Below are 25,179 nucleotides of genomic sequence, written 5' to 3'. Positions count from 1 at the left end.
GATGACCAGACCGAAGGTAATCGTCACCCGTCGCTGGCCGCTCGAAGTCGAGGAGCGGCTGGCCAGCCAGTTCGACGTCAGGCTCAACGAAACCGACCGCCCGTACAATCGAAGTGAATTGCGCCTGGCGCTGCGGGAAGCCGATGCGGTGCTGCCCACTGTGTCGGACAGGCTTGGCGCCGAGCTGTTTACGGATGGTGTCCAGGCAAAAATCCTCGGCAATTTTGGCGTCGGCTACAACCACATCGATGTTGCGGCGGCGAAGACAGCTGGCGTCGTGGTCACCAATACGCCTGCGGTGCTTACCGACGCTACCGCCGATCTTGCCATGACGCTGCTGTTGATGTGCGCCCGCCGCGCCCGGGAAGGCGAGCGTGAACTGCGCTCCGGAAAATGGACCGGCTGGCGGCCGACCCATCTCTGCGGCACCCACGTCACCGGCAAGACCATCGGCATCGTCGGCATGGGTCGCATCGGCCAGGCCATGGCACGGCGCTGCCATTACGGTTTCGGCATGGACGTCGTCTTCTACGACAGCCAGCCGGTTGCCGACCCCGGCATGCCGGCGCGCCAGCTGACGACCGTCGACGACGTGCTGGCGGTGGCCGATTTCGTGTCGCTGCATTGTCCAGGCGGTGGCGAGAACCACTATCTGATCAACAGCCGTCGTCTCGGCAACATGAAAAAATCTGCCTTCCTGATCAACACGGCGCGTGGCGATGTCGTCGACGAACGCGCCCTGGTCAATGCACTCGACGAAGGGCGCATTGCCGGTGCCGGGCTCGACGTGTTCGAAACCGAGCCGGTGGTGCCGCGCTCGCTGACGGAGCGCGACGATGTCGTGCTGTTGCCGCATCTCGGCAGCGCCACCAACGAGACGCGTATCGCCATGGGCATGCGGGTGATCGACAACCTCACCGCCTTTTTCGAAGGCCGATCACCGCCCGACGCCGTCAGCTAGTCCCCGTTTCAATTTTCCAACACCAAGCCAAGGGCGGGCGCCAAACGGCGTCTGCCCCTTGCCGCCAGGAGACAACAAAGCATGTCCGGCTTTTTTCAACGCGACTTGAAGCGCCAGGATCCGGTGATCGCGGATGCGATCGCACGTGAAACCGCCCGCCAGCGGTCGGAGATCGAACTGATCGCCTCCGAGAACATCGTCTCGCCCGCCGTGCTTGAAGCGCAAGGCTCGGTGCTGACCAACAAATATGCCGAGGGCTACCCCGGCCACCGCTATTATGGTGGCTGTCAGTATGTCGATCTGGCAGAAGCCGCAGCAATCGAGCGGGCGAGCCGGCTGTTCGGCGCGGCCCATGTCAACGTGCAGCCGCACTCGGGCGCCCAAGCCAATGGCGCGGTCATGCTTGCCATGCTGAAGCCCGGCGACACCTTCATGGGCTTGTCGCTTGCCGCCGGTGGGCACCTGACTCATGGTGCTAGGCCGACGCTGTCGGGCAAGTGGTTCAACGCGGTGCAGTATGGTGTGCGCCAGAGTGACAGCCTGATCGACTACGACGAACTGGAGGCCAAGGCGCTCGAAACGCGGCCGAAGCTGATCATCGCCGGGGGCTCGGCCTATCCGCGCATCATCGATTTCAAGCGCATCCGGGCGATCGCCGACAGCGTCGGCGCGCTGATGATGGTCGACATGGCGCATTTCGCCGGACTGGTTGCCGGCGGCGTGCATCCCAACCCACTGGAAGTCGCCGACATCGTGACTACGACCACGCACAAGACGCTGCGTGGTCCGCGCGGCGGCATGATCCTCACCAACAATGCCGACATCGCCAAGAAGCTGAACTCGGCGGTCTTTCCTGGCCTGCAAGGCGGTCCGCTGATGCATGTCATCGCCGCCAAGGCGGTTGCCTTGGGTGAGGCGCTTGAGGATGGCTTCAAGGAATATGCCAGGCAGATGGTGGCCAATGCGCGCACGCTTGCCACGACACTTTCGGCGCGCGGTTTCGATATCGTTTCAGGTGGCACCGACACGCATCTGATGCTGGTCGACCTGCGCAGCAAGGGTATCTCCGGCAAGGACGCCGAAGAGGCACTCGGCCGGGCCGGGCTGACCTGCAACAAGAACGGCATCCCGTTCGATCCAGCGCCACCCGCGGTTACCTCAGGGATTCGGCTGGGCACGCCGGCTGCCACCACGCGTGGCTTTCGCGAGGCGGAGTTCGCCCAGGTCGGCACGCTGATCGCCGACGTGCTCGACGCCGTCGGCACCGATCGTGCCACTGAGCAGGAACGTGCAGTTCATTCGACGGTGGAGTGGCTGTGCGCAGCATTCCCGATCTACGAAGGCCGTTCAATCTGACCTTGGGCGGCTGACCGCCAATGCAGCAGCTTGGCCGCTGCTGCATTGGCTCTTTTTCGCATTACCTGCAGATATGGTTTTGCGTATCTCGGCCATTCGGACGGTGCCACGCCTGTCCTAACGTCGCAACGCAATCGCCGCACACACCAACATCCAGGCCGGTCGTTGATCGGCAGGCAGCATGCACCTCCGTCACGCGATGGGGGGCGACGCATGCTGCCTGACGCTGACGGGGAGGAACGCCTGGATCGCGACGATTGCCGCCTGCATGCGGGATGTCCACCCCGGCATGAAAACCAGAACAGCTACAAATCGGGAGGGAACCGGGACAATGAATTACAGGAAAACTGCGCTTGGCTGCGCGCTGGCAATCGGTGCGCCCTATGGCGCCCAGGCCGCTGATGCCGTGGTCGTCGCCGAACCGGAGCCGATCGGCTATGTCCGCGTCTGCGATACCTACGGTGCCGGCTTCTACTATCTGCCGGGGACTGAAACCTGCCTGCGCGTCGGCGGCTACATTCGCTACGAGATCGGTGTGGGCGACCTTTTTGGCGCGGACCGTGACGACGACGGCCGGGGCGACACCTATTTCAAGCGTGCCCGCGCGGCGTTGAAGATCGATGCCCGCTCGGAGACTGAACTCGGCACGTTGCGCCGCTACATGCACATCAACTTCCAGCATGACATCGACTCTGACGGCGGTCACGAAGCGATGGAAATCGAGAGTGCCATCATCGAGCTGGGTGGCTTGCGCATCGGCGTGAACGACTCGCTGTTCATCACCTTCGTCAACTATGCAGGTTATGTCTCCAAGGACGACGTGATCGGCTACGGCCCATTCGCCACGCCGCAGATCGCCTACACCTACAAGAACGAAAACGGCTTCACCGCGGCCGTTTCGCTCGAAACCGGCTACGACCCGTTCGTCGTCGACAGCTACATGCCGCATGTCGTGGCAGGCCTGTCCTACGCGCAATCCTGGGGTGCCGTGGCCTTGGTTGCTGCCTATGACTCGGTTTCGGAGGAGTGGTCAGGCAAGCTGCGCCTCGATGCCACCTTCAGCGATACAGTTTCCGCATTCGCAATGGCAGGACTCAAGAGCGACGACAGCGCACCCTATTCCCAGTTCTACGGTATCTGGGGCGGCCGGTGGGCCGTGTGGGGCGGCGCCACGATCAAGGCTTCCGACAAAGCCTCGGTGAACTTCCAGCTGTCCTATGACGAAGACGAGAACTTTGCCGCGGTTGCCAATGTCGCATATCAGGTCGTGCCGGATCTGATGGTCACGCCGGAGATCGGCTTCTACGACAATTTTGCCGTCGACGGCGCCGATATGATCGGCGGCTTCGTGCGCATGGAGGCATCGTTCTAGCGCGTCTTGCGAGTAGACGCGGCTCCGTCGGCTTGCGCCGGCGGAGCAATGCCCCGATGATCATGCGCACAGTACATCAGGGCAGGGGTGAGCTCTGGCTCGCGTCCGTGAACATTGCGAAAGATCAGTATGCGTCTGCCCCCGATCGATCTCAGCCGCGAAAACACCTTCGGGGAACTGACCTATGAGACCGGCGGCCAGTATGGGCCGATCATGGGCGATTACCTCGCCTTCATCGTCGTCCATATCGGCAGCGCCACGATCGAGGCTGATGACAGGGTCACCCGGCTCGAGGCCGGGCAGTGCGCTTTCTCGCTGACGCACGACCGTTACAACTACATCGCGCAGGAGGGGGTCTTCTCGCATGTCAGTTGGTGCGACGGCCGCCCGCAGAACGCCGGCTGGCTCTACCAGGAGGCCGGCAAGATCGCGCCTTTCATCGACGCAACGCCTCAAGTCCAGGCGCTCATGCAACTTGGCGTCGACCTTGGCATCGGTGACCGCGACAGCCGCAGCGGACTGCGCGAGGCGCTGACAAACGCGCTGCTCAACGCTTACATCTACGAGGCAGGGGTCCTGGCAGCGGAAAAGCCGGTGCCGCAGACGATCCTGCGCGCCAGGCGCTACCTCGACGAGCACTTCGCCGGCGACCTCACCATCGAACATGTTGCAGAACAGGTGCGGGTCAGCCCGCAGTATCTGGTCTCGGCTTTCAAGAAGCATATGGGCATGACGCCGGCGCGTTATCTCTGGCGCTGCCGTGTCGACTATGGCGCCCACCTTTTGCAGCGGACCGGGCTGTCGATCAGCGAGATTGCCTACAAGGTCGGCTACAAGAATCCCTATCATTTCTCGCGCCAGGTGAAGCTGGCGTTCGACTGTTCCCCGACGGAGCTGCGCGAGCAGGCGCGCAGCGCCTAGTCGCAAGCCGACGCATGCTTGCCGCGGGGTGAACTGGCGATATGCGATTGCCAACCGCATGCATGGCGGATTGGGCGTCATCCGTGGAATTCTTCACCTGCCGATCCGAACTGGGCCAAGACACCAGCCAGACCGGCAGCGGAGGAACGACTGCATAAGGCACTCAGGTGCTCGCCAGATATGGCGCCGGGCAAATGCCGCCCGCAATCGCTCCGAAATCGCTGAACCGAACGACTATCGCCTGCGGCCTGTTTCGAGGCTGCAATGTGCTGAACGAGTATTGCGGATGGCCAGTATGGGAAACCTCGCTTCGATAGATCCGGTCGCTCTCGACGAGTGGCATGTCGTGGCATCTCTCGACGAGTTGCCCGCTCACGCGACGATCTCGACGATCCTGCTTGGCCAGGCGATCCAGGTCGGGCGGCGTGATGACGTGCTCGGCGTATGGCGGGGCGATCAAATGCTGCCTTTGATCGAACGCTTCGGCTATCTGTGGACGACGCTGGGCAATCCTCCGCGCGACCTGTTCGAGATCGTCGAGTTCAACGAACCCGACCGCAATGTGATCGTCCAGGGCGTCACGCGCGTCGCCGTGTCGGCACCGCGCGCCGTCGAGAACTTTCTCGACATGGGGCATTTTCCCTTCGTTCACACCGGCATCCTCGGCGAAGAGCCGCACACCGAGGTCAAGCCCTATAAGGTCACCGTCTATCCGGAGCCGCCGGAAATTCTGGTCACCGAATGCGAGTTCTACCAGCCGCAGGCCAATGCCGGTTCTGATAGCGGCGTGGATACGGAATATGTCTACCGCATCCCGCATCCGTTTTGCGCGGTACTCTACAAGACAGGCTCGACGGACGCCAAGCGCCGCGACGTCATTGCCTTGTTTGGCCAGCCGGTCAGCGAAGAATGCGTGCTGGTCCATATCGTCATCTGCCTTGTCGACGATGTAACCAACCTCGCTGCGATGCGCAGCTTCCACCAGACCATTCTCGGCCAGGACAAGCCGATCCTTGAAAACCAGGTGCCGAAGCGGTTGCCGCTCGACACGCGCGCAGAAGTGCCGATCCGCGCGGACGCGGCCTCTGCTGCCTATCGCCGCTGGCTTCGCGACCGCGGGCTTCGTTACGGCGTCATCTTGGGCAACACCAGCCGCGCCGCATGAAGTGCAGCCGTTGTGTTTAACCAGGGATATGCCTGACTGAAATAGCAGCCATTGTTGCGCCCAAGCCGGCATGAAAGCTTGAGCTAATGGTTGCAAGACCGAAAACCGACGACAGATAAGACCAAGGGGAACGTCGTTGGTGCAGGAATTCCGCCGCTTTGCGCGGCCTGCCCTGTGCAGGCTGAGCGCGAGCAGTCAGGCGGAATGGGACAGTTTTCGAGCTGGAATGGAGGAACCTTACATGGCACCGAACATCACCCGTCGCGCGGCACTTCTCGGCTCTGCGGGAGCAATCCTGCTGGCGGGCTTTGCCCGCACATTCGCGGCCGAGCCGACCAAACTGAAGATTGCCATCATCATGGAGAGCCGCGTCGATGTCGGCTGGTGCAGCACGCTTCTCGACTCGCTCAACAAGATTAAGGGCGAGATCGCACCGACCGTCGACCTTTCCTGGGAATACACCGATCCGCTGTGGAACGAGGACGCCGAGAATGCGATGCGTCTCTACGCCGAGAGCGGCGAATACGACATCATCTGGGGCCATGGCCGCTATTCCGACCAGATCAAGAAGCTGAACACCGAATTCCCCGACATCATGTTCGTGGTGGCCGGCTCCGGCAATGCGCCGATCGGCGCCAACCAGTACTGGCTCTACAAGCGCCTGCATGAGCCGTCCTATCTGCTTGGCATGCTCGCCGGACGGACGACGAAGTCCGGTGTCATCGGACTGGTCGGCACCTTTGCCGCCGACGACGTCAACGACCAGATCAACGCTTATCTCGAGGGAGCGCGCTCGGTCCGCTCCGACATCCAGCATCGCGTGTCGTTCATCGGCTCGTGGTCGGACAATGCGCTGGCCGCCGAGCATGCCAATGTACAGATCGCTTCCGGTGCAGACGTCGTGTTCATGCTGACCGACAACTTCAAGCCTTGCGAAGAGCACAACATAATGTGCTTCGCCAACATCAGCGATCAGAGCAAGAATGCACCGACAGCGCTTGCTTCCAGCGCGGTCATCAACTGGGAGCCCGACCTCAAATGGCTTGTCGGCGAGTGGCAGAAGCACAAGGCCGGTGGCCAGTTTAGCGGCAACGCGGAACCGAAATGGTTCTCCATGGCCGATGGCGGCACCGACATCGCGCCCTTCCATGAGTTCGAAGCCAAGTTGCCTGATGCTGTGAAGCAGGAAATTGCCGCGACCCGGCAGAAGATCCTTTCGCGTGAACTCGTCGTTGCAGTGAACACGGCGGAAGTGAAGTGAACTGCACGGCGCAAATGGTGCGGCCTGTCGTGGTGGAAGAGCTGCTCAAGGTCCAGAATCTCACCAAGCGCTTTGGCGCGGTCGCCGCCAATGACGGCGTTAGCCTCGACGTGCGCAAGGGCGAGATTCACTGCCTCTTCGGCGAGAACGGTGCCGGCAAGTCGACGCTCTCGGCCTGTCTGTACGGCTATTACCGCGCCGACAGCGGAGAGATCGTGTTCAAGGGCAAGACCGCCGAACTGAATTCGCCCGCCGACGCGCTCCGCCTCGGCATCGGCATGGTGCACCAGCATTTCGTGCTGGTCTCCAACTTCACGGTTCTTGAAAACATCATCGTCGGCAGCTCCGACGTCGGCGTCTTCCTCAACAAGTCGGAAGCCCGCCGCAAGGTGGTTGCCCTTTGCCAGGAGTGCGGCATCGACATCGACCTGGATCGCGAGATCTGGCAGCTTTCGGTCGGCGAGCAGCAATGGGTGGAAATCCTCAAGGCGCTCTATTTCGGCGCCGAATTGCTGATCCTCGACGAGCCCACCGCGGTTTTGACCCCGCAGCAGTCGGACCAGCTGTTCAGGATCATCTCGGGCATGCGTAGCCGCGGCCTGTCGATCATCCTGATCAGCCACAAGCTGCGCGAGGTGATGCAATCTGACCGCGTCACCATTCTGCGCAAGGGCAAGGTCGTGGCCACCGTCGAAACGGCCGGTAGCACGGCGGAGGCGATCACCGCGCTGATGGTCGGCCACAAGGTGACAAAGCACGTCCGCGACCGGACCGTTACGCCGGCTGGCGATTTCCTTTCCGTGCGCAATGTCTGCGCCAAGGGCGACTGGGCCGAGGATGTACTCAAGGATGTCAGCTTCGACATCGCCAAACACGAAGTCCTTGGCCTGGCAGGCGTGGCCGGCAACGGCCAGAAGGAGCTATTCGAAGTCCTGATGGGCGTGCGCGCGGCGAGCTCCGGTGGCTTTTCGCTCGATGGCGAAGCAATCGTCGCACCGACATCACGCGAAATGCTGGACCGTGGTGTCGGCTTCGTGCCCGACGACCGCTTTCGCGAAGGGTTGATCCCGGAATTCGGCACCGCCGAGAATCTCGTGCTTGGCTGGCAGCGCGCGCCCGAATATCGCCGTGGGCCGTTCCTCGACCGGCGCAAGCTCGGCGTGCTCGCCCGCAAGAAGATCGAGGAATTCAAGGTGGTGACGGCATCAGCCGAACTGCCGGTCGAAAGGCTGTCCGGCGGCAACGCGCAACGCGTCATCCTGGCGCGTGAATTCCTACATGCGCGCGGGCTGCTGCTCGCCAACCAGCCGACGCGCGGGCTCGACGTCGCGGCTTCCGAATTCGTCTACGAAAAGATCCTGGAGAAGCGCGCTGCCGGTTTCGCCGTGCTGCTGGCCTCGGAGGAACTCGATGATTTGCTGCGCCTCTGCGACCGCATCGCGGTGATCTTCAAAGGGCGGATCATGGGCATCGTACGTCCTGAAGAAACCTCATTGCTCGACCTCGGAATGATGATGGCGGGAGACGCCAAAGAGCCTGAACGGACAGTCCAATGATTTCAGTTCAACGACGCTCGGGCAGCAGCCTGAGCTGGAATGTCGCCTGTTACTCCGCAGCGATGATATGTGCATTCCTGACGTCGGCAGCTTTGCTGGCCTTTTCGGGCGGTGACCCTGCGAAGGCGTTCTCGGCGCTGCTGACAGGCGCCTTCGGCAGCCAGAACGCTCTCTATGGCTCGCTGGCAAAAGCGACCCCGCTTTTGCTTGTCGGGCTCGGCACGGTCATCGCCTTCCGCGCCAAGATCTGGAACATCGGCCAGGAGGGCCAGGTCTTCGCCGGTGCGATGGCCGCCTACTGGATGAGCCTTTGGGTGGCGCCGTTGCCGTACTGGCTGGCATGGCTGCTGATTGCCATTGCCGGGCTTGTCGGCGGCGGCGTGCTCGGCCTGCTTGCCGGCTATCTCAAGGTCCGCTTCGGCACCAGCGAGGTCATCTCGACCGTGATGCTGAACTACATCGTCATCTACATCCTCGCCTATCTTCTCGATGGCGGCCCGTGGATGGAGAGTGGGCTGACTGTTGCCTATCACCAGTCGTCGCCGGTCAACCCGCTGCTCGAATGGCCGATCCTGCTTGGCCAGGGCTCGGGCAAGATGCATATCGGCTTCATCCTGGCGCTTGCCGCTGCTGCCTTCTGCGCCGTGCTCCTCGAGAAAACGTCGCTCGGCTACGAGATTCGCGCCTTCGGCTCCAACCCGACCGCGCTGCGTTTCCGCGGCACCAACATCCGGCGGCTGTTGCTGGTCGTGATGCTGCTGTCGGGTGCGCTCGCCGGTCTTGCCGGTGCTGGCGAATTGTTCGGCACCTCGCACCGCCTGCGCGCCGAGACGCTGCTTGGCATCGGCAGCTCCGGCATTGTTGTTGCCATGGTCGGCGGCCTGCGGCCGAGCGGTGTGATGCTGGCCGCACTTTTCTTCGGCGCGCTGAAGAGCGGTGCCATCTACATGCGATTGAAAAGCGGAACGCCGGCGGGCCTGGTTTCGGCGATGGAAGGGCTGGTGCTGCTTTTCTTCCTCTGTGCCGCAGTCGCGACAAAGCTTCAGTTGGTGCGCGTCGAGGAGAAAGTCCATGCTTGAGTTGCTGCAAGGTCCGCTGCTGATCAGCATCCTGGCCGGCATGGTCCGGATCGCGACACCGCTCTTGTTCTCGGCCATGGGCGAGCTGGTTACCCAGCGCGCCGGCATCTGGAACATCTCGGTCGAAGGCACGATGCTGCTGGGAGCGGTGGTCGCCTATGTCGTCGCTTCGACCACCGGCTCGCCGTGGCTGGCGCTGCTTGCAGCCGTGCTCGCTTGTGCCCTGATCAGCCTGATCATGTCCTTTGTCACGATCGTCCTGAAGGCGGAACAGTTCGTTGCCGGCCTGGCGCTGAACCTCCTGGCTTCGGGCCTCACCCTGTTCTGGTTCCAGACCTATGTCATCGGCCGCGAGCCGCCGAAGTTCGCCGGTTTCGATCAGGTCGACATTCCGTTGCTGTCGGATATTCCGTTCCTCGGCTCGATCCTGTTCTCGCAGCGCCTGTTGACCTATGTCGCGTTTTTGCTGCCGGTCGCAGTGTGGTTCTTTCTCTACCGCACCAAATACGGCCTCGAGATCCGCTGCGTCGGCGAGAACCCCAAGGCGCTTGACGTCAAGGGTTTGAGCGTCGGCTGGCGCCAGTGCCTGGCAATCATGTTCGGCAGCCTGATGTCGGGCTTCGGCGGCGCCTTCCTCATGCTTGGCTATTCCGACCGCTTCGTACCCGATCTCATCGCCGGTCGTGGCTGGCTGGTCGTCGTCGCCATCATTGCCGGCAACTGGATGCCGTTCCGTGTGGTCGGTGCGATCTTCATCTTCGCCCTGCTCGAGGCGGTTGCGATCCATGCCCAGGTGGTCGGAGTTTCCATCCCCCACCACTTCTTCCTGATCCTGCCCTATGTCGCCTCGCTGGTATTGCTGGCAGGGCTCAGGTCGCGCACGCACCAGCCTGAAGCGCTCGGCGTGCCCTACAGCAGAGAGTGAGCGATCCCGCTTGCGGCTATGATGCCGTAGGCTCCCTGGAGATCCCATGAGCCGCCTGGGCGCGAAGCTCCGTCGGCGACATGCCAAAATGCAGTCTGATCTGACGCGAGAAGTGATAGGGATTCTTGTAGCCGCACCGTTCGGCTATTTCCATCACCGGTAGTTCGCTGTGAAGCAGCAGTTGCCGGCCATGGTTCGCCCGTATCTGCCAGAGATAGCGAACTGGCGTGACACCAATATGCTTGCGGAACGACGAGACCAGATGCTGGGGGGTGAGCGCAAGCATGTCGGCCAGTTGGCCAAGCGTCAGTTCCTTTGCAAAGTTTTCTTCGAGATAACGACGGGCGCGGTGGATGGAGCGGGGCGTGTGCCGTTCTCGCTCCGATATCTGCGCCTCATGGAAGTAAGCGGCGAGCAGCGACTGCCCCAATGTTTCGCAAAGGATGTTGGTATCCGCGTCAGAACCCTGCGTCAGCCCCAAACCCAGTCGCTGGAGAGTCTCGATCCGTGCGGAGATCGGGATCTTGCTGGTCGCGTTGCGCAAGCTTAGCGCGGCAGAGTCCGGGAGGTTCGCAGGAAACGCCTCGCACCAGCCTACCTTGTTGCGTGTGCCTTTCTCGTACTCAAACACGGACAGCTGCTCACCCAGAAACAAGCCGCACTCGCCGGCTTCGACGATGGTGATCTTGCCGTCGCATGTCGCCTTGGCGGTGCCTTCATGCACCAGCAGCAGCGCGACATAGTTGCCGGTTAGCGGCCCGTACACTCCCCCCACGGGATACACGGCCTCGCCAAAGGAAAAACCGTCCTCCTGGTCAACGACGATCTTCATCTACTCGCCCCGATAGCCGCTGCATTCTGCGTGATAGCCCTCAGGCCCGCAACGTTGGCTCATCGCTATCTTCATTCACGATATGCTTCGGAGCGTCGCCGATATTTCGTTTGCTGCGTTGATGCATGACACTTTGGCCATTGCGATGAGACGATGAGGCGCAGCCGGCGACAACCGCCAAATGCCGTTGTGAAGCTCGATGTGGCCAGAAATCGCCCACCTGGCGTCCGCGCAATACAAGTTGCGAGCTACGTTGGCAGTGGAGAAGACCAGTGAATATCCAAGAATTCATCCGGAAAGTCCCAAAAACCGAGCTTCACCTTCATCTGGAGGGAGCCATTTACCCGCAAACCGCACTGGATCTGGCCAGGAAGAATGGCGTGCATCTGCCACCAGTCGACGACGCGAAGGACCTCTATCGTTTCAAGAGCCTCGAGGATTTCCTCGTCATCTACTCCGCAGTGTCGGCAAGCGTCGTCGACGTCGACGATTTCAGGCGCATCACCTACGAGATGCTCGAGCGCTGTGCCCGCAGCGGCGCGCGCTACGTCGAGTTCTTCTTCAGCCCGCACGCACATCTTGATTGCGGGGTAGCGTATGAAACGCAGCTCAAGGGCATCCTGAGCGGCATGAAGGACGCCGAGACGGATTTTCGCGTTGTCAGCCGCATCGTGCCCGGCATCAACCGCGAACGCGGGCCGGCGGCAGGACAAGAGATGGTCGAACTGATCCTCGCGCATCGAACCGACGAAGTGATCGGTATCGGCCTGGACTTCAACGAGGCGCCATTTCCGCCCGAGCCCTTCGGCGACGTCTTTGCCCATGCGCGCAAGTCCGGGCTGCATGTGACCGCACATGCCGGCGAAACGGGGCCGGCCGCCTACATCAGAGGCTCGCTTGACGCCTTGAAGGTCGAGCGCATCGATCATGGCTATAATGTCGTCAATGACCCACAACTAATGCAGCGCTGCAAGGATGAGGGTGTGCTCTTCACCGTATGCCCCTCAACCGCAGCGGTCACTTCGGCGTGGCACGATCTGTCGGCGCCAGATCACGCCATTCGCCAGATGCTCGATTTCGGACTGACACTTTCGATCCACAGCGACGATCCACCGATGTTTTTCACCGACCTCGAGAACGAATACGTCAAGGCGGTCGACCAGCTGAAATTCACGCCGCGCGACATCCGGGACGCCATCCTGGCCGGCATCGACGGCTCCTGGCTTGATGCAACGACAAAGCGTCGGTGGCTGCAGGAATGGTCGGAAGAGATCGACGGGCTGATGACGGCGTTGTCGCCCAACTAGGTACGGCGTTCGGGCGGTCGACAACGGCGCGATCCGGTTGCGGCCATATCACTTAAGATCAGCCGGGCTTGCCTTGTCGCGGCCCGGCTGACAGACCACGAAAATTCCACACCGCTCAGTACGCGATATCGACCGTATCTTCGGCAACTTCGCTTGGCTTGTGGTAGCCCATATTCGCGCGCACTTCAGTTGGCGACATACCGAAAAGCTGCTTGATCTGACGCGAGAAATGGTAGGGGTTCTTGTAGCCGCATTGATATGCGATTTCCGCTATCGTCAGGCCGCTGTGCAAGAGCAGATGACGCGCCCGTTTTCCGCGTACCTGCCAGAGATAGCGGGCCGGTGTGACGCCGATATGTTTGCGGAACGACAGAATGAGGTGCTGCGGCGTTCGCGCCACCAGATCTGCCAGACTGTTGATCGTGACGTCCTTCTCGGAATTTTCCTCGATGTAGTTTCTGGCGCGATGGACGGGTCGGGGAATATGCCGATCCCGCTCTGAAACGTGGGCTTCGTGAAAATAGACTGCGTAGAGTGTCTGCCCCAGGGCGTTGCGCAGCATGTTGAGATTGGCCGTGGATCCGGAGCCCAGTTCGACGCCAAGGCGCTGAAGTGCTTCAAGCGGCTCGGATATCGGAATCTTGGCGGGCACTTCGCGCAGACGCTGCGCAATCGACTCCGTCAAGGTTCCCGGTGAGCCTTCGCACCAGCTCACCCGGCCGCGATCATATTCGAACAAAACGTATTGTTCGTTGCGAAAGACGCCGCATTCGCCACTCTCCACGATCGTCACTTCGTCGTCGCAGGTCACCTTGGCTGTTCCTTCGTGGACCAGCAGCAGCGTCACGTAACGATTACGAAGTGGGCCATAAACCCCTCCCACATTGTACAGCGCCTCACCGAAAGTGAAGCCGTGCTCCGGGTCGACGATTGTCTGCATTGGCTGGCTCCAACCGGCAGTGGATGAGCACGTAACGTACCTCGCTGTCCCGGCATTTCAAGCGGCGGTCCATCGCGATCTTCATTCAAGATATCCATTGGATCGGCAAGGACATTCCTCAAAAACCTCTGTTCGCCGACTATCCAGCTACGAAAATCAAAGCCGATCCGACGAACCAGATATGGCAAATCGGGCCGGGCTCCAGGGAGCTGAACTTATGTTTTTGCCCGTCGACAACTCGAAGACGAAGAGCGAGCTGCCGCCCGGATGCACATTCGCGGAAAGCGACTGGCATATCCTCTCCTCGTTCTGGCATCCCGTGGAATATGCTCACGAAGTTGGCGAAAAGCCCGTGCGGGCCCGCCTCCTGGATGTCGACCTTGTGCTCTACAGGACGTCGCAGGGCGTGGCCGTCGCCCGCGACATCTGTCCCCACCGCGGCACCAGGATCAGCTCCGGCTGGATGGCCGACGGCCAGATCGTCTGCCCGATGCATGGCTTGCATTTCGACCATGGCGGACAGTGCACCAAGATTCCGTCGATGACCGATCCGACGGCAAAGATACCGCCCAGGCTCAGGCTGCTGACCGTGCTTTCAGAGGAGCGCTACGGCATAATCTGGGTATGCCTCAAGGGCGAGCCGATCTGGCCGATCCCGCAATGGCCTGGACTTTCCAACGCGGACTGGAAGACGGTCTATCTGCCCAAGGATACGTGGAACGCGGCGGCGAGCCGCCATGTCGAAAACTTCAATGATGTCGCCCATTTTCCATGGGTTCATGCCGAAAGCTTTGGCTCGGCGACAGCGGTTCCTATTCCGCAATATACGGTCGATCATGCGGAGTTCGGACTGCGTTTTTCTTATCCATACCCGAACGGCGCCAACTATTACCCTGACGGCGTCGAGGGCACCGAGCGCAACGTCGTCTACAGCTATGAGCTGACCTATCCGTTTTCGACGATCATCATCATCGATCCGGAAGGCTCGGATTACGTGCAATATCTGGCGGATACGGTGTGTCCGGTTTCAGCCCGCGAAACCCGCATTTTCCAGCTGCTCACTGACACCACCGGCAATCCGGACGGCGAGTACTGGAAGAAGTTCCAGATGCTGATCAACGACGAAGACAAGTCGATGGTCGAAGAACAGCGCCCGGAAGACCTGCCACTCGATCTGACTGAAGAAATCCACGTTCCCTGCGATCGCCTGTCGCTTGAATACCGGCGTGCGCTCGCCAAGAAATTCGGGCTCGGCGCGCCGATCGCGAGTTGAGCCGGCCAATTCAGCGAAATCGGAACCGTAGCCGCAAAGTTCCACGTTTTGCCTGACAGGCCAGGAAGGAGCCGAGCATGAACATCGCGCTGTCTGCCCATGGAAATGCTATGATCCACCAGGTCAACCGTTCTGCGCGCCTGCAAGTCCGGGTCGCTGCCAAAACCACCGAAGCCCAGGATATTGCCGGCTTCGAACTGGTCGATTGGAGTGGCGAGGACCTGCCGGCTTTCACGGCGGGGTCGCATGTCGATGTCTTCATGGCCAACGGGCTTGTTCGCCAATATTCGCTTCGCAACAATCCCAGTGAGCGCCACCGCTACCGCCTGGGTGTGCTGCGTGATCAGCAGGGCGCTGGCGGCTCGATCTTCATGCACGATATGCTGAAGTCAGGCGATGTGATCGAGATCAGCCACCCACGCAACGCCTTTCCGCTGAATGAACAGGCGTCATCGTCACTGCTGCTGGCCGGAGGGATTGGCGTGACGCCGATCCTGTCGATGGCCCACAGGCTATCGGCCCTGGGACAGGACTTCGCGCTGCATTACTGCGCCAGAAACCTCGACCGGATGGCTTTCCGGGCCGAGCTAGAGACGGGTCCGTTCAAGACGCAGGTTCATTTTCACCTCGATGACGGACCACCCGAGCAGAAATTGAGCATCGCGGAATTGTTGCAGTCGAGCCCAAAGGGCACGCATCTCTATGTTTGCGGACCACGCGGTTTCATGGACGCCGTCATCGGCGAAGCCGAACGGTCGTGGCCGAAGGAAACCATTCACCGCGAGTATTTCGGCAAGATCGCTGATGTCGGATCAAGCGATGACAGGCCGTTTGCCGTCCAGATTGCCAGCACGGGCCAGGTCTTTGCCGTTCCAGCAGGCGAAAGCGTCGTCTCGGTGCTCGGCACCAACGGTATCGAGATCCCGGTATCTTGCGAGCAAGGCATCTGCGGAACCTGCGTAACCCGCGTGCTTGCCGGGCTGCCCGACCACCGCGACCTCTATCTGACCGATGCCGAACATGCAGCCAATGACCTAATGACGCCGTGCTGTTCGCGGGCGCTGTCGGAAATCGTCGTGCTGGATTTGTGAACGAGGGAAAGCACCGGTGGACAAACACCGGGCAAAGCAGGGCCGGACCAAACTGGGCCAGACAACCAATGGGAGTTAGAAATCATGATTGGACGATTGACCGGCAGGCTGGTTGCCTCCTTGGCAATGGCTGTGCTTGCGCTGGTTGCGCTTTCGTCGGTGTCGCGCGCCGAAAATCCGGACAAGCTCCGCATCGCGGTCATTCTGGCTTCCGGCGTGGAAAGCGGCTGGGACGGAACACTGATTGAATCGCTCGAGCGGGTGAAGGCGGCGAAGCCGCATGGGCTTGAGCTGAGCTGGAAATACACCGACCCGCTATGGGGCGACGATGCGGGCGACGCCATGCGGCTGTTCGCCGAAAGTGGCCAGTATGACGTCATCTGGGCGCACAGCACCTATTCCGACCAGGTCAAGAAGCTGAAGGACGAATTCCCCGAGGTACTCTTCGTCGTCACGGGTTCGGGGAACGAAGGCTTGGGCGGCAACCAGTACATGCTCTACAAGCGTGTCCACGAACCTGCCTACCTGCTTGGTGTCATCGCAGGCCGCATGACCAAGACCAACGTGCTTGGCACGGTGGGCACATTTCCCGCCGACGACGTGAACGACTCGATCAACGCCTTCTTTGCCGGGGCGAGGTCGGTAAATCCGTCGATCAAGGAAAGGGTCGTTTTCATCGAGTCCTGGTATGACCCAGCCAAGTCGGCCGAATACACCCATGCGCAGATCGCCACCGGCGCCGACGTCATCTTCCAGCAGACCGACAACTTCAAGGAATGCGAGGCTGCTAAGATCATCTGCTTCGGCAGCAATCAGGATCAGTCCAGCTTCTCCCCGACCACCATCGTCAGCAGCACCGTGATCCGTTGGGATCCGGACATCACCCATGTCGTCGATGCCTGGTGGCAGCATAAGGTCGAGGGAAAGCCTTTTGCCGGCAGCACGGAGCGGATTTGGCGCGGCATGAAGGATGGCGGTGCCGGCATGGCTCCCTATCACGGCTTCGAAGCAACGCTGCCGCAACCGGTGATATCAGAGGTCGAGGCGCTGAAGGCCAAGATCATCTCAGGCGAGTTCCAGGTACCGCTCGATGTATCAGCCCCCAAGCCCAATTGAGACAACGCTCCTGCCGGGCCGAGAAGTCGGTCCGGCAGTAGGCGGGACTCGGTCGTCAGTCAAAAGACCATGTTCACTGCGTTTTCGGCGACACGACTTGGTTTGCGGTAATCCATATTGGCACGCAGTTCCGTAGGCGACATGCCGAAATGCAGCTTGATCTGCCGCGAGAAATGAAAGGGATTCTTGTAGCCGCATTGATACGCGATTTCTGAGATCGTCAAACCGGTATGCAAGAGGCGTTGCTTGCCACGGTTCGCCCGTATCTGCCAGAGATAGCGGACAGGCGTTACTCCTATGTGTTTTCGGAACGATGAGATCAGATGTTGGGGCGTGACGGCCACCACATCCGCCACATGGCCGACAGTCATCTCCTTTTCGAAATTGTCCTCCAGATAGCGCCGGGCTTGATGAATCGAACGGGGGATGTGGCGCTCCAGCTCCGAGACCTGTGCTTCATGGAAATAGGCGGTGAACAGCGACTGCCCCAAATTGTTCCGGAGCATGTTGACGTAGGCCCCGGTCCCTGAGCCCAGTTCCAGACCCAGGCGCACAAGTGTTGCCAGCCGGTCGGTAATGGGAATTTGAGACGGCACATCGCGCAGGCGCAAGACAACGGACTCCGGCAGGCTGGCCGGAAATCCCTCACACCAGCTTACCCTGTCGCGCTGGCCTTTCTCATATTCGAACAGCGAAACGCCTTCGCACAGGATGAAGCCGCATTGCCCGTTTTCGACGATGGTGACTTCCCCATCGCATGTCACCTTTGCGCTGCCTTCGTGCATCATCAGCAACGTAACGTAGCGTCTGGTCAGTGGTCCGTAGACCCCTCCGGTTGAGTAGTCGGCTTCCCCAAACGAGAAGCCGTGTTCGGGATCTACAACACTGTCCACTGGCTCCCTCCACCCTTCGGGCATTCCAAACATTAGCTCGGCGTAATCTTAATTCAAGACATGCTTCGGATCGGCGGCGATATTCCGCTTGGCGCCGCGATGCACGACAATCCGGTCACAGCGAATAGACAGCTCGGCTTGATCGATGATGGAAATCCATCCGTGATTGTCGGCAAAAATGACTATCGCACGGGGTCGGTACTCGCTCGTGCGACGTTCGCGCGACAGGGGTCTTGAGCGGCGATAAAGATGGAGAAGATCGGTGGCTCTGGAAGCGTTCATAAGAAATATCCCGAAAACAGAAATCCATCTTCACTTGGAAGGCGCAATAAATCCAGAGACATTTCTTAAATTATCTAGGAAAAATAAACTAGAAGTTCCAGATCATAAGAATGTGTCTGAAATTTATCAATACGATAATCTTCTGGATTTCCTAAAGGTTTACAATATGGCATCCAGATCGGTGATAGATGCCGACGATTTCCATCTCATCACCTACGAGATGCTGCAAGCTTGTGCCAACAGCGGCGCCCGTTACGTCGAGTTCTTCTTCAGTCCACATGTTCATCTGGAATGCGGCGTGGCCTATCAGACCATGCTTGCCGGCATGTTCCGCGCGATGGATGACATCGAGACGGACTTCGGGCTGATTTCGAGGCTGATACCCGCGCACAATCGCGAACTTGGGCTCGAGCGGGGTTTCGAGTTTCTGGACATGGTGCTTGCCCACCGAACCGACAAGGTGATCGGCATCGGTCTCGATTTTGACGAAACACCTTTCCCGCCGGCACAATTCAAGCCGCTTTTCGATCGGGCACGCCAGGCGGGACTTCATCGCACTGCTCATGCCGGAGAGGGCGGCCCGGCGTCCAACGTGCGGGACTCGCTGGATTTGCTGAAGGTCGAGCGCATCGACCACGGTTATCGTGTGATGGAGGATCTCGATCTGGTCGCCCGCTGTCGCGCTGACCGGACCGTCTTCACCATCTGCCCGAGTTCAACCGTTGGGGTGACGATCTGGCGCGATCTTGCCGCGAAGGATCATCCTATTCGGCAAATGATCGAAGCCGGACTGACGATCGTTGTGGCAGCGGATGATCCGCCAATGTTCGAGACCGATCTGGCAAACGAGTATCAGATGCTTGCCACGAATATGAATCTCGATGCCGCAGCATTGAAGACGCTTGCGCTCAATTCCCTCGAGGCGTCGTGGCTCGACGAGTCCGTCAAGCGGGACTGGCGCGCATCATGGTCACGCGAAATCGATGAGCAGATTGCTCTTCTGGATGCGGAAAACAGTGATGCACTCACGTCTGCATAAGGCAGCGACGGCGCAATAAAAAACAGAAGCGCCGTCGGAAAACGAATGGGAGCAATGGAATGTTAGGTCAATTATCAAGACGATTACTAGCCATCTGGGTGCTGACTTTATTCGTCGTTTTCGGACACACGAACGGCACGTACGCGGGCTCACCCGAAAAGCTCCGCATCGCGGTCATCTTGTCGGCTGGTCTGGACCATGGCTTCGATGCAACGCTGATCAAGTCGCTCGAACGCGTCAAGCAAGCAAAGCCACATGGTCTCGACATCGAGTGGAAGTCGACCGAGCCGCTTTGGGGCGACGACGCCGGCGATGCGATGCGCCTGTTCGCCGAAAGCGGTGACTACGACATCATCTGGGCCCATAGCACCTATTCCGACCAGGTCAAGAAGCTGAAGGACGAGTTTCCGGAAATTCTCTTCGTTGTCGTCGGTGCCGGCAATGAAGGTCTCGGTGACAATCAGTATTGGGTCTATAAGCGTCTCCACGAACCTGCCTATCTGCTTGGCGTTTTGGCAGGACGGATGACCAAATCCGATGTGCTTGGCGTAGTCGCGCCCTTTTTCATCGAAGACATCAATGACTCGATCAACGCATTTTTCGCCGGTGCGCGGGCAGTCAATCCGGCGATCGCCCGGAAAGTAGCGTTTGTCGGATCCTGGTATGACCCTGCCAAGGCGGCTGAATATGCCGGCGCTCAGATTGCGGCCGGAGCCGATGTGATTTTCCAGCTGTCCGGCAATTTCAAGCCGTGCGAGGCCGCGAAAATCCTGTGCTTCGGCAGTTTCCAGGATGAAAGCAACTTTTCGCCGGCCACGATCCTCAGCAGCACCGTAGCCGTGTGGGACCCTGATTTGATGTGGATCATCGAAAACTGGTGGAGCCACAAGGCAGAAGGCAAGCCTTACGGCGGCAACCTCAAGGAGCATTGGTTCGGCATGAAGGATGGCGGAGCCGCGTTTGCTCCCTACCATGATCTGGAAGCGAGCCTGCCAGTGGACGTGCGGACGGAAGTTGAGACGCTAAAGGCAAAGATCGCCTCAGGTGAACTCGAAATTCCAGTCGACCTATCGGAACCGAAGTCAGATTAGCCGCTGCGCCACCTCCACTGCTGCTTGCGCAGTTTTTTGAGTGAACTTGATCAAGGAACCACCATGTCGCTCTTACCGAGCATCAAAGAACCGACGCCGGCGAATGCCAGAAAGGCGGGTACTGAGGAAACACCTCTGGCTCTGCGCGTTGAAGGTCTGACCAAGCGCTTCGCCGGCGTGACGGCCAATGACGGCGTCGACTTCGAGCTGGAGGTCGGCGAGATCCACTGCCTGTTCGGTGAAAATGGCGCGGGCAAGTCGACCTTGTCGGCCTGCATCTTCGGTTTCTGCACGCCGGACGCCGGGCAGATCGTCGTACGCGGCCAACCAGTCGAGATGCACTCGCCAAGGGACGCGATCAAGCTCGGCATCGGCATGGTGCATCAGCATTTCGTGCTGGTGCCCGAATTTACCGTGCTGGAAAATATCATTGTCGGAACCCAGAAATCCGGGTGGCGGCTGGACGACAGAGCAGCCAGGCAAAAGCTGAAGAGCCTGTGCGACGCCTACGGCATCGAGATCGATCTCGACGCCTATGTCTGGGAACTGGCGGTCGGGCGCCAGCAATGGGTCGAGATTCTCAAGGCGCTCTACCTCGACGTCCAGATCCTCATTCTCGACGAACCGACGGCGGTGCTGACACCTGATGAGTCCGCGCGCCTGTTCGCCATCATGCGCAAGATGTGCGCCAACGGCATGTCGATCATCCTGATCACCCACAAGGTCGCCGAAGTGATGCAGTCGAACCGCGTCACCGTTCTGCGCAAGGGCAAGGCAGTCGCCACCGTTCAGACCAAGGACACCTCGCCTGAGGAACTGGCGCGGCTCATGGTTGGCCGCGAGGTGTCGTTTTCGGTCAACAAGTCGACAGTTGCGCCCGGTGATACGGTGCTCGAGGTCAGCGGCCTCGGCGCCAGGGGCTACTGGAACGAGGCGGTGCTGAACCAGGTGTCGCTGTCGATCGCGCGGCACGAAATCCTCGGCATCGCCGGTGTCGCGGGCAATGGCCAGAAGGAGCTTTTCGAGGTTCTTTCGGGTGTGCGCTGGTCACGCGAAGGCACGATCAGGCTGAACGGCGAGGACGTCAGCCGGCTCACGCCGCGCGCGATGATGGACAGGGGCGTGGGACACATTCCCGACGACCGTTTTCGTGAGGGTCTGGTCGGGCCGTTCAGCATCGCCGAAAACCTCATCCTCGGCTGGCAGCGCAACGCCAAGTATCGCAGCGGCCTGTTTCTGGACCGCGGCAAGATCGCAGCGCTGTCGAAGACGATGATGGCCCGCTACCAGATCGCCGCGCGCGACGACGAGGTGCCGGTCGAAAACCTCTCCGGTGGCAACGCCCAGAAGGTCATCCTGGCGCGCGAGTTCCTGCATTCGTCGGGGCTGCTGCTCGCCAACCAGCCGACGCGCGGCCTCGACATCGGCGTCATCGAATATGTCTACGCCCAATTGCTCCAGAAGCGCGAAGAGGGTTTCGCGATCCTGCTCGCCTCCGAAGAGCTCAGCGACCTGTTCAATCTCGCCGACCGCATAGCGGTGATGTTCAAGGGCGAGATCGTCGGTGTCGTAGATCCCAAGACAGCGACAGTGGAAGAGGTCGGCATGCTGATGGCCGGACGCAGGATGGAGGCTGGACGATGATCCGGATCGAACGGCGCATCGACGCCAATCCATGGTGGACAGCCGGCACGCTGGTGGCCGCACTGGCCGCTGGCATGCTTGCCTCCGCACTCATCGTGGCGACGGCCGGCGCTGATCCCTTCGAGGCGTTCAGGACTTTGTTCTTCGGTGCCTTTGGCTCGCAGAAAGCGGTGATGACCACCCTCATCAAGTCGACGCCGCTGATCCTGACGGGATTGGCAACCGTCATCGCCTTTCGCGCGCAGATATGGAGCATCGGCCAGGAAGGCCAGGTCTTCGCCGGCGCGATGGCCGGCTATCTCGGCAGCCAGATCCTGGCTGGCCTGCCGCCGCTGCTGTTCTTTCCCGGGGTGATCCTGTTCGGCGTCGCCGGCGGGCTGCTGCTGGGCGGAGCCTGCGCGATCCTCAAGACACGCTTTGGCGTCAACGAGATCGTTTCGACTGTGATGACCAACTACCTTGCAATCTACCTGTTGTCTTACCTTCTGGCGGGAGGACCCTGGGCCGAAATCGGCGATGGCGCTTCTTATCAGCAGTCGGTGCCGCTTCCGGCCGCGGAGCAATTGCCGCTGCTGTTTGGAACCAAGCTCCATATCGGCGTGCTGTTGCCCTTCGTCGCTGCGATTTGCTGTGCCGTCATGCTCGACCGGACCGCACTCGGCTACGAGATAAAGGCACTGGGAACCAATCCTGTCGCGCTTGGCCACAAGGGCACCAATATCGCCAGGACCATCATTGCGGTGATGTGCATCAGCGGTGGACTCGCAGCCCTTGCCGGGGTCATCGAACTCTACGGCGTCGGGCACCGGCTGAAGGCCGACAACCTGGTCGGACTTGGCTACGCCGGTATCATCGTCGGCATGATCGGCGGCTTGCGGCCGCTGGGCACTGTGCTTGCGGGACTGCTGTTTGGCGGGCTGGCAAGTGGTGCCGTGTCGATGCGGGTGGTCAGCGACATCCCGGCGTCTCTCGTGCCAGCCATGCAAGGCATCATCCTGCTTTTCGTCCTCTGTGCCAGCGTGATGGCGCGTTACAAGATCGTCAGGGGTACCGCGTCATGAGCGGATTGTTTCAGGAAGCCATCCTCATCAGCATTTTCGCAGCGACTTTGCGGACGATGACGCCGCTGCTGTTTTCGGCCATGGGCGAACTCGTGACCCAGCGCGCCGGGATCTGGAACATGGGTGTCGAGGGCACGATGCTGATGGGCTCGTTCATCGCCTATTTCGTGGCGACGTCGACCGGCTCCTTGTGGCTGGCGGTGCTCGCAGCGATCCTGGCTGGCGCCGTCATGGGCCTGATCATCGCCTTCATGACGGCGACGATGCGCGTCGACCACTTCGTCACCGGCCTCGGCCTCAACCTGTTTGCCGGCGGTATCACACTGTACTGGTTTCAAAGCTACGTTCGCGGTGGCCCGCAACCCTCCTTCGCCGGCTTCGAGGACGTGCCGTTGCCCTTCCTGTCGGACATCCCCTTCATCGGCCCCGTGCTGTTCTCGCAGCGGCTGTTGACCTACGCAGCGCTCTTCATCGTTCCGGCGATCTGGTTCCTGCTTTATCGTACGCGTTATGGCCTGGAGCTGCGGTGCCTTGGCGAGAATCCGAAGGCGCTCGACGTCAAGGGGCTGAGCGTACCTGTCCGCCAATATGGCGCGGTGATGTTCGGCAGCGCCATGACCGGGCTCGGCGGTGGTTTCCTGATGCTCGCTTTCTCTGATCGCTTCATCGCTGATTTCTCGGCCGGCCGCGGCTGGATCGTGGTTGTCGCGCTCATCGCTGGAAACTGGAAGCCCAAGGGTGTGCTGATGGCGGTGGTGGCCTTTGCCTTGCTGGAAGCTATCGCCACTCATGCCCAGGTTGTCGGCGTCGGCGTGCCGCGCCAGCTGTTGCTCGCGCTGCCTTATCTCGCTTCGATCATCCTGTTGATGGGGGTTCGCTTCCGGACCGGCCAGCCGGCAATGCTCGGTTTCCCGTATTCGCGCGAGTGACGCGGGCGACAGCGGGTGTAGTTCGAGCGAAGCCTTTTCCAGCAACTCTGAGCGGGAGGTCAAAGACAGTGGAAGAAGCACATTTCGCCCTCGTGGCGGACGCTCGCGAGCAGCAGAACGATCTGGTGGAGCAACCCGCCAGCCTTTGCCAGAATCCGCATTCGACGCGCGACAGCGGCGAGAACCGCCTGCAGACCGCGATCGGGCGCGAAGTACGCTTCTGCCGAAAGCGTCATGGCATGACCCTCGCCGAGCTTGCCGACGCCGCAAGCGTGTCGCTCGGCATGATGTCCAAGATCGAAAACGGGCACATCTCGCCGTCACTGGCCACGTTGCAGGCGCTCGCCCAGGCTTTGGCCGTGCCGCTCTCGTCCTTGCTCAGGCGCTTCGAACAGGAGCGCACCGCCGTCTTCGTGAAGGCAGGAACAGGTGTCGAGGTCGGGCGGCGCGGCACGCGGGCCGGTCATCAATACAACCTTCTGGGTTACATCGGCTCCAACACGGGTGGCATCTTCGTCGAGCCCTATCTCATCACGCTGACCAAGGACACTGATACCTTCCCGTTGTTTCAGCATTCCGGGATGGAATTGCTTTACCTGCTCGAAGGCGAGGTCAACTACCGCCATGGCACATCAGTCTACCGGCTGCTGCCGGGCGACAGCCTGTTCTTCGACGCCGACGCGCCACACGGACCAGACGAACTGATCAAACTCCCCATCCGCTTCCTGTCGGTCATCTCATATGGCGTTGGCGGTGGGGAGGATTGAGTGTTTTGGGTCCTACGTTGGCCTATGGAACCTGCCGGAAGGCATGGTGGCATAAGTTTGTCGGGCGGCGTCACTCCATCACCGAAGGATGTCGACGATAGCTTGACGGAATCTACTGGCGCTTAGCTTTTCGCTCAATCAGGCGGGATCCTTTGTGCCGCAACTCGTCGAATCCATTGCCAAGTGCTTGACACACTCGCTCAAGATAGCGGCGGCCGCGAGAACTGTCCCCCGCAAGATCAACCAGTCACCAGATTGCCGTCATCGACGACCGACGGCGCGGACGCCGAGTCGATCGACAGCCAGGAACGAGCAGTC

At 60.5% G+C, this 25,179-nt stretch carries 23 protein-coding genes; 19 read left to right on the top strand and 4 right to left on the bottom strand.

Annotated features, from left to right (window positions below):
* Window position 1 precedes the first annotated feature (1 nt).
* From GGQ99_RS08365 to GGQ99_RS08325, 9 genes are all read left to right on the top strand, one after another.
* Complete coding sequence (locus tag GGQ99_RS08365; protein ID WP_183261958.1) at window positions 2-961, top strand: 2-hydroxyacid dehydrogenase; 960 nt, start codon at window positions 2-4, stop codon at window positions 959-961.
* Window positions 962-1,042: 81 nt separating this feature from the next.
* Window positions 1,043-2,317: a serine hydroxymethyltransferase gene (glyA, locus tag GGQ99_RS08360; protein ID WP_183261956.1), complete on the top strand. Its 1,275-nt coding sequence runs from the start codon at window positions 1,043-1,045 to the stop codon at window positions 2,315-2,317.
* Between the two features lie 331 nt (window positions 2,318-2,648).
* The gene (locus tag GGQ99_RS08355) at window positions 2,649-3,689 is read left to right on the top strand and encodes a porin (protein ID WP_183261955.1); all 1,041 of its coding nucleotides are present in this window, start codon (window positions 2,649-2,651) and stop codon (window positions 3,687-3,689) included.
* Between the two features lie 129 nt (window positions 3,690-3,818).
* Window positions 3,819-4,610 carry a helix-turn-helix domain-containing protein gene (locus GGQ99_RS08350; protein ID WP_183261953.1) on the top strand — a complete coding sequence of 264 codons (792 nt, stop codon included), beginning with the start codon at window positions 3,819-3,821 and terminating at the stop codon, window positions 4,608-4,610.
* 295 nt (window positions 4,611-4,905) lie between these two features.
* Window positions 4,906-5,775: an aromatic ring-hydroxylating oxygenase subunit alpha gene (locus GGQ99_RS08345; RefSeq protein ID WP_183261951.1), complete on the top strand. Its 870-nt coding sequence runs from the start codon at window positions 4,906-4,908 to the stop codon at window positions 5,773-5,775.
* Between the two features lie 241 nt (window positions 5,776-6,016).
* Window positions 6,017-7,036 (top strand): BMP family lipoprotein, encoded by a 1,020-nt coding sequence (locus GGQ99_RS08340; protein WP_183261949.1) that lies wholly within the window; start codon window positions 6,017-6,019, stop codon window positions 7,034-7,036.
* Window positions 7,033-8,592 carry an ABC transporter ATP-binding protein gene (locus tag GGQ99_RS08335; RefSeq protein WP_245439428.1) on the top strand — a complete coding sequence of 520 codons (1,560 nt, stop codon included), beginning with the start codon at window positions 7,033-7,035 and terminating at the stop codon, window positions 8,590-8,592. The genes GGQ99_RS08340 and GGQ99_RS08335 overlap by 4 nt, the downstream gene beginning before the upstream one ends.
* On the top strand, window positions 8,589-9,671 hold the full coding sequence (locus GGQ99_RS08330) for an ABC transporter permease (RefSeq protein ID WP_108608540.1): 1,083 nt from the start codon (window positions 8,589-8,591) through the stop codon (window positions 9,669-9,671). The genes GGQ99_RS08335 and GGQ99_RS08330 overlap by 4 nt, the downstream gene beginning before the upstream one ends.
* Window positions 9,664-10,596: an ABC transporter permease gene (locus GGQ99_RS08325; protein ID WP_183261948.1), complete on the top strand. Its 933-nt coding sequence runs from the start codon at window positions 9,664-9,666 to the stop codon at window positions 10,594-10,596. The genes GGQ99_RS08330 and GGQ99_RS08325 overlap by 8 nt, the downstream gene beginning before the upstream one ends.
* 16 nt (window positions 10,597-10,612) lie before the next feature.
* On the opposite strand, the gene GGQ99_RS08320 is transcribed toward GGQ99_RS08325, so the two are convergent.
* Window positions 10,613-11,428 carry a helix-turn-helix domain-containing protein gene (locus GGQ99_RS08320; RefSeq protein WP_183261946.1) on the bottom strand — a complete coding sequence of 272 codons (816 nt, stop codon included), beginning with the start codon at window positions 11,426-11,428 and terminating at the stop codon, window positions 10,613-10,615.
* Window positions 11,429-11,700: 272 nt separating this feature from the next.
* Between GGQ99_RS08320 and add (GGQ99_RS08315) the strand changes: the two genes are divergently transcribed.
* Window positions 11,701-12,735: an adenosine deaminase gene (gene add, locus GGQ99_RS08315; RefSeq protein WP_183261944.1), complete on the top strand. Its 1,035-nt coding sequence runs from the start codon at window positions 11,701-11,703 to the stop codon at window positions 12,733-12,735.
* A gap of 115 nt (window positions 12,736-12,850) precedes the next feature.
* Here add (GGQ99_RS08315) and GGQ99_RS08310 read toward each other — a convergent pair whose 3' ends face one another.
* The gene (locus GGQ99_RS08310) at window positions 12,851-13,675 is read right to left on the bottom strand and encodes a helix-turn-helix domain-containing protein (protein ID WP_183261942.1); all 825 of its coding nucleotides are present in this window, start codon (window positions 13,673-13,675) and stop codon (window positions 12,851-12,853) included.
* A gap of 19 nt (window positions 13,676-13,694) precedes the next feature.
* Here GGQ99_RS08310 and GGQ99_RS08305 point away from each other — a divergent pair, with 19 nt between their 5' ends.
* The 3 genes from GGQ99_RS08305 (at window position 13,695) to GGQ99_RS08295 (ending at window position 17,155) form a co-directional block, all read left to right on the top strand.
* A complete protein-coding gene (locus GGQ99_RS08305; RefSeq protein ID WP_183261940.1) occupies window positions 13,695-14,948 on the top strand; it encodes a Rieske 2Fe-2S domain-containing protein in 1,254 nt (417 codons plus the stop codon).
* Between the two features lie 77 nt (window positions 14,949-15,025).
* The gene (locus tag GGQ99_RS08300) at window positions 15,026-16,039 is read left to right on the top strand and encodes a PDR/VanB family oxidoreductase (protein ID WP_246389448.1); all 1,014 of its coding nucleotides are present in this window, start codon (window positions 15,026-15,028) and stop codon (window positions 16,037-16,039) included.
* 84 nt (window positions 16,040-16,123) lie between these two features.
* Window positions 16,124-17,155, top strand: a complete 1,032-nt coding sequence (locus GGQ99_RS08295) for a BMP family lipoprotein (protein ID WP_183261938.1) — start codon at window positions 16,124-16,126, stop codon at window positions 17,153-17,155.
* A gap of 59 nt (window positions 17,156-17,214) precedes the next feature.
* Here the strand turns inward: GGQ99_RS08295 and GGQ99_RS26365 are convergent, their stop codons facing one another.
* The gene (locus GGQ99_RS26365; RefSeq protein ID WP_159091666.1) at window positions 17,215-18,048 is read right to left on the bottom strand and encodes a helix-turn-helix domain-containing protein; all 834 of its coding nucleotides are present in this window, start codon (window positions 18,046-18,048) and stop codon (window positions 17,215-17,217) included.
* Between the two features lie 48 nt (window positions 18,049-18,096).
* Window positions 18,097-18,330 (bottom strand): hypothetical protein, encoded by a 234-nt coding sequence (locus GGQ99_RS08285; RefSeq protein WP_183261936.1) that lies wholly within the window; start codon window positions 18,328-18,330, stop codon window positions 18,097-18,099.
* Between GGQ99_RS08285 and add (GGQ99_RS08280) the strand changes: the two genes are divergently transcribed.
* The 6 genes from add (GGQ99_RS08280) to GGQ99_RS08255 all read left to right on the top strand — a co-directional run bounded on the left by add (GGQ99_RS08280) (window position 18,311) and on the right by GGQ99_RS08255 (window position 24,861).
* Window positions 18,311-19,369: an adenosine deaminase gene (gene add, locus GGQ99_RS08280; RefSeq protein ID WP_183261934.1), complete on the top strand. Its 1,059-nt coding sequence runs from the start codon at window positions 18,311-18,313 to the stop codon at window positions 19,367-19,369. The genes GGQ99_RS08285 and add (GGQ99_RS08280) overlap by 20 nt on opposite strands.
* A 59-nt stretch (window positions 19,370-19,428) precedes the next feature.
* A complete protein-coding gene (locus GGQ99_RS08275) occupies window positions 19,429-20,460 on the top strand; it encodes a BMP family lipoprotein (RefSeq protein ID WP_183261933.1) in 1,032 nt (343 codons plus the stop codon).
* A 63-nt stretch (window positions 20,461-20,523) separates the two neighbouring features.
* Complete coding sequence (locus GGQ99_RS08270; protein WP_108608529.1) at window positions 20,524-22,104, top strand: ABC transporter ATP-binding protein; 1,581 nt, start codon at window positions 20,524-20,526, stop codon at window positions 22,102-22,104.
* Window positions 22,101-23,165: an ABC transporter permease gene (locus GGQ99_RS08265; RefSeq protein ID WP_183261931.1), complete on the top strand. Its 1,065-nt coding sequence runs from the start codon at window positions 22,101-22,103 to the stop codon at window positions 23,163-23,165. Before GGQ99_RS08270 ends, GGQ99_RS08265 begins: the two co-directional genes overlap by 4 nt.
* Window positions 23,162-24,094: an ABC transporter permease gene (locus GGQ99_RS08260; RefSeq protein ID WP_108608527.1), complete on the top strand. Its 933-nt coding sequence runs from the start codon at window positions 23,162-23,164 to the stop codon at window positions 24,092-24,094. Before GGQ99_RS08265 ends, GGQ99_RS08260 begins: the two co-directional genes overlap by 4 nt.
* Before the next feature lie 92 nt (window positions 24,095-24,186).
* Window positions 24,187-24,861 carry a helix-turn-helix domain-containing protein gene (locus tag GGQ99_RS08255; RefSeq protein ID WP_343061706.1) on the top strand — a complete coding sequence of 225 codons (675 nt, stop codon included), beginning with the start codon at window positions 24,187-24,189 and terminating at the stop codon, window positions 24,859-24,861.
* Window positions 24,862-25,179: the final 318 nt, after the last annotated feature.

The organism is Aminobacter niigataensis, from assembly GCF_014200015.1.
GTDB classification, from domain to species: Bacteria; Pseudomonadota; Alphaproteobacteria; order Rhizobiales; family Rhizobiaceae; genus Aminobacter; species Aminobacter niigataensis.
This window is presented reverse-complemented; position numbering and strand designations above follow the sequence as displayed.

What these genes read in the sequence shown, in the direction of transcription:
- GGQ99_RS08365 (WP_183261958.1), top strand. Translation starts at nt 2, where the DNA reads ATGACCAGACCGAAGGTAATCGTCACCCGTCGCTGGCCGCTCGAAGTC.
- glyA (WP_183261956.1), top strand. Translation starts at nt 1,043, where the DNA reads ATGTCCGGCTTTTTTCAACGCGACTTGAAGCGCCAGGATCCGGTGATC.
- GGQ99_RS08355 (WP_183261955.1), top strand. Translation starts at nt 2,649, where the DNA reads ATGAATTACAGGAAAACTGCGCTTGGCTGCGCGCTGGCAATCGGTGCG.
- GGQ99_RS08350 (WP_183261953.1), top strand. Translation starts at nt 3,819, where the DNA reads ATGCGTCTGCCCCCGATCGATCTCAGCCGCGAAAACACCTTCGGGGAA.
- GGQ99_RS08345 (WP_183261951.1), top strand. Translation starts at nt 4,906, where the DNA reads ATGGGAAACCTCGCTTCGATAGATCCGGTCGCTCTCGACGAGTGGCAT.
- GGQ99_RS08340 (WP_183261949.1), top strand. Translation starts at nt 6,017, where the DNA reads ATGGCACCGAACATCACCCGTCGCGCGGCACTTCTCGGCTCTGCGGGA.
- GGQ99_RS08330 (WP_108608540.1), top strand. Translation starts at nt 8,589, where the DNA reads ATGATTTCAGTTCAACGACGCTCGGGCAGCAGCCTGAGCTGGAATGTC.
- GGQ99_RS08325 (WP_183261948.1), top strand. Translation starts at nt 9,664, where the DNA reads ATGCTTGAGTTGCTGCAAGGTCCGCTGCTGATCAGCATCCTGGCCGGC.
- GGQ99_RS08320 (WP_183261946.1), bottom strand. Translation starts at nt 11,428, where the DNA reads ATGAAGATCGTCGTTGACCAGGAGGACGGTTTTTCCTTTGGCGAGGCC.
- GGQ99_RS08310 (WP_183261942.1), bottom strand. Translation starts at nt 13,675, where the DNA reads ATGCAGACAATCGTCGACCCGGAGCACGGCTTCACTTTCGGTGAGGCG.
- GGQ99_RS08300 (WP_246389448.1), top strand. Translation starts at nt 15,026, where the DNA reads ATGAACATCGCGCTGTCTGCCCATGGAAATGCTATGATCCACCAGGTC.
- GGQ99_RS08295 (WP_183261938.1), top strand. Translation starts at nt 16,124, where the DNA reads ATGATTGGACGATTGACCGGCAGGCTGGTTGCCTCCTTGGCAATGGCT.
- GGQ99_RS08285 (WP_183261936.1), bottom strand. Translation starts at nt 18,330, where the DNA reads ATGAACGCTTCCAGAGCCACCGATCTTCTCCATCTTTATCGCCGCTCA.
- GGQ99_RS08275 (WP_183261933.1), top strand. Translation starts at nt 19,429, where the DNA reads ATGTTAGGTCAATTATCAAGACGATTACTAGCCATCTGGGTGCTGACT.
- GGQ99_RS08270 (WP_108608529.1), top strand. Translation starts at nt 20,524, where the DNA reads ATGTCGCTCTTACCGAGCATCAAAGAACCGACGCCGGCGAATGCCAGA.
- GGQ99_RS08265 (WP_183261931.1), top strand. Translation starts at nt 22,101, where the DNA reads ATGATCCGGATCGAACGGCGCATCGACGCCAATCCATGGTGGACAGCC.
- GGQ99_RS08260 (WP_108608527.1), top strand. Translation starts at nt 23,162, where the DNA reads ATGAGCGGATTGTTTCAGGAAGCCATCCTCATCAGCATTTTCGCAGCG.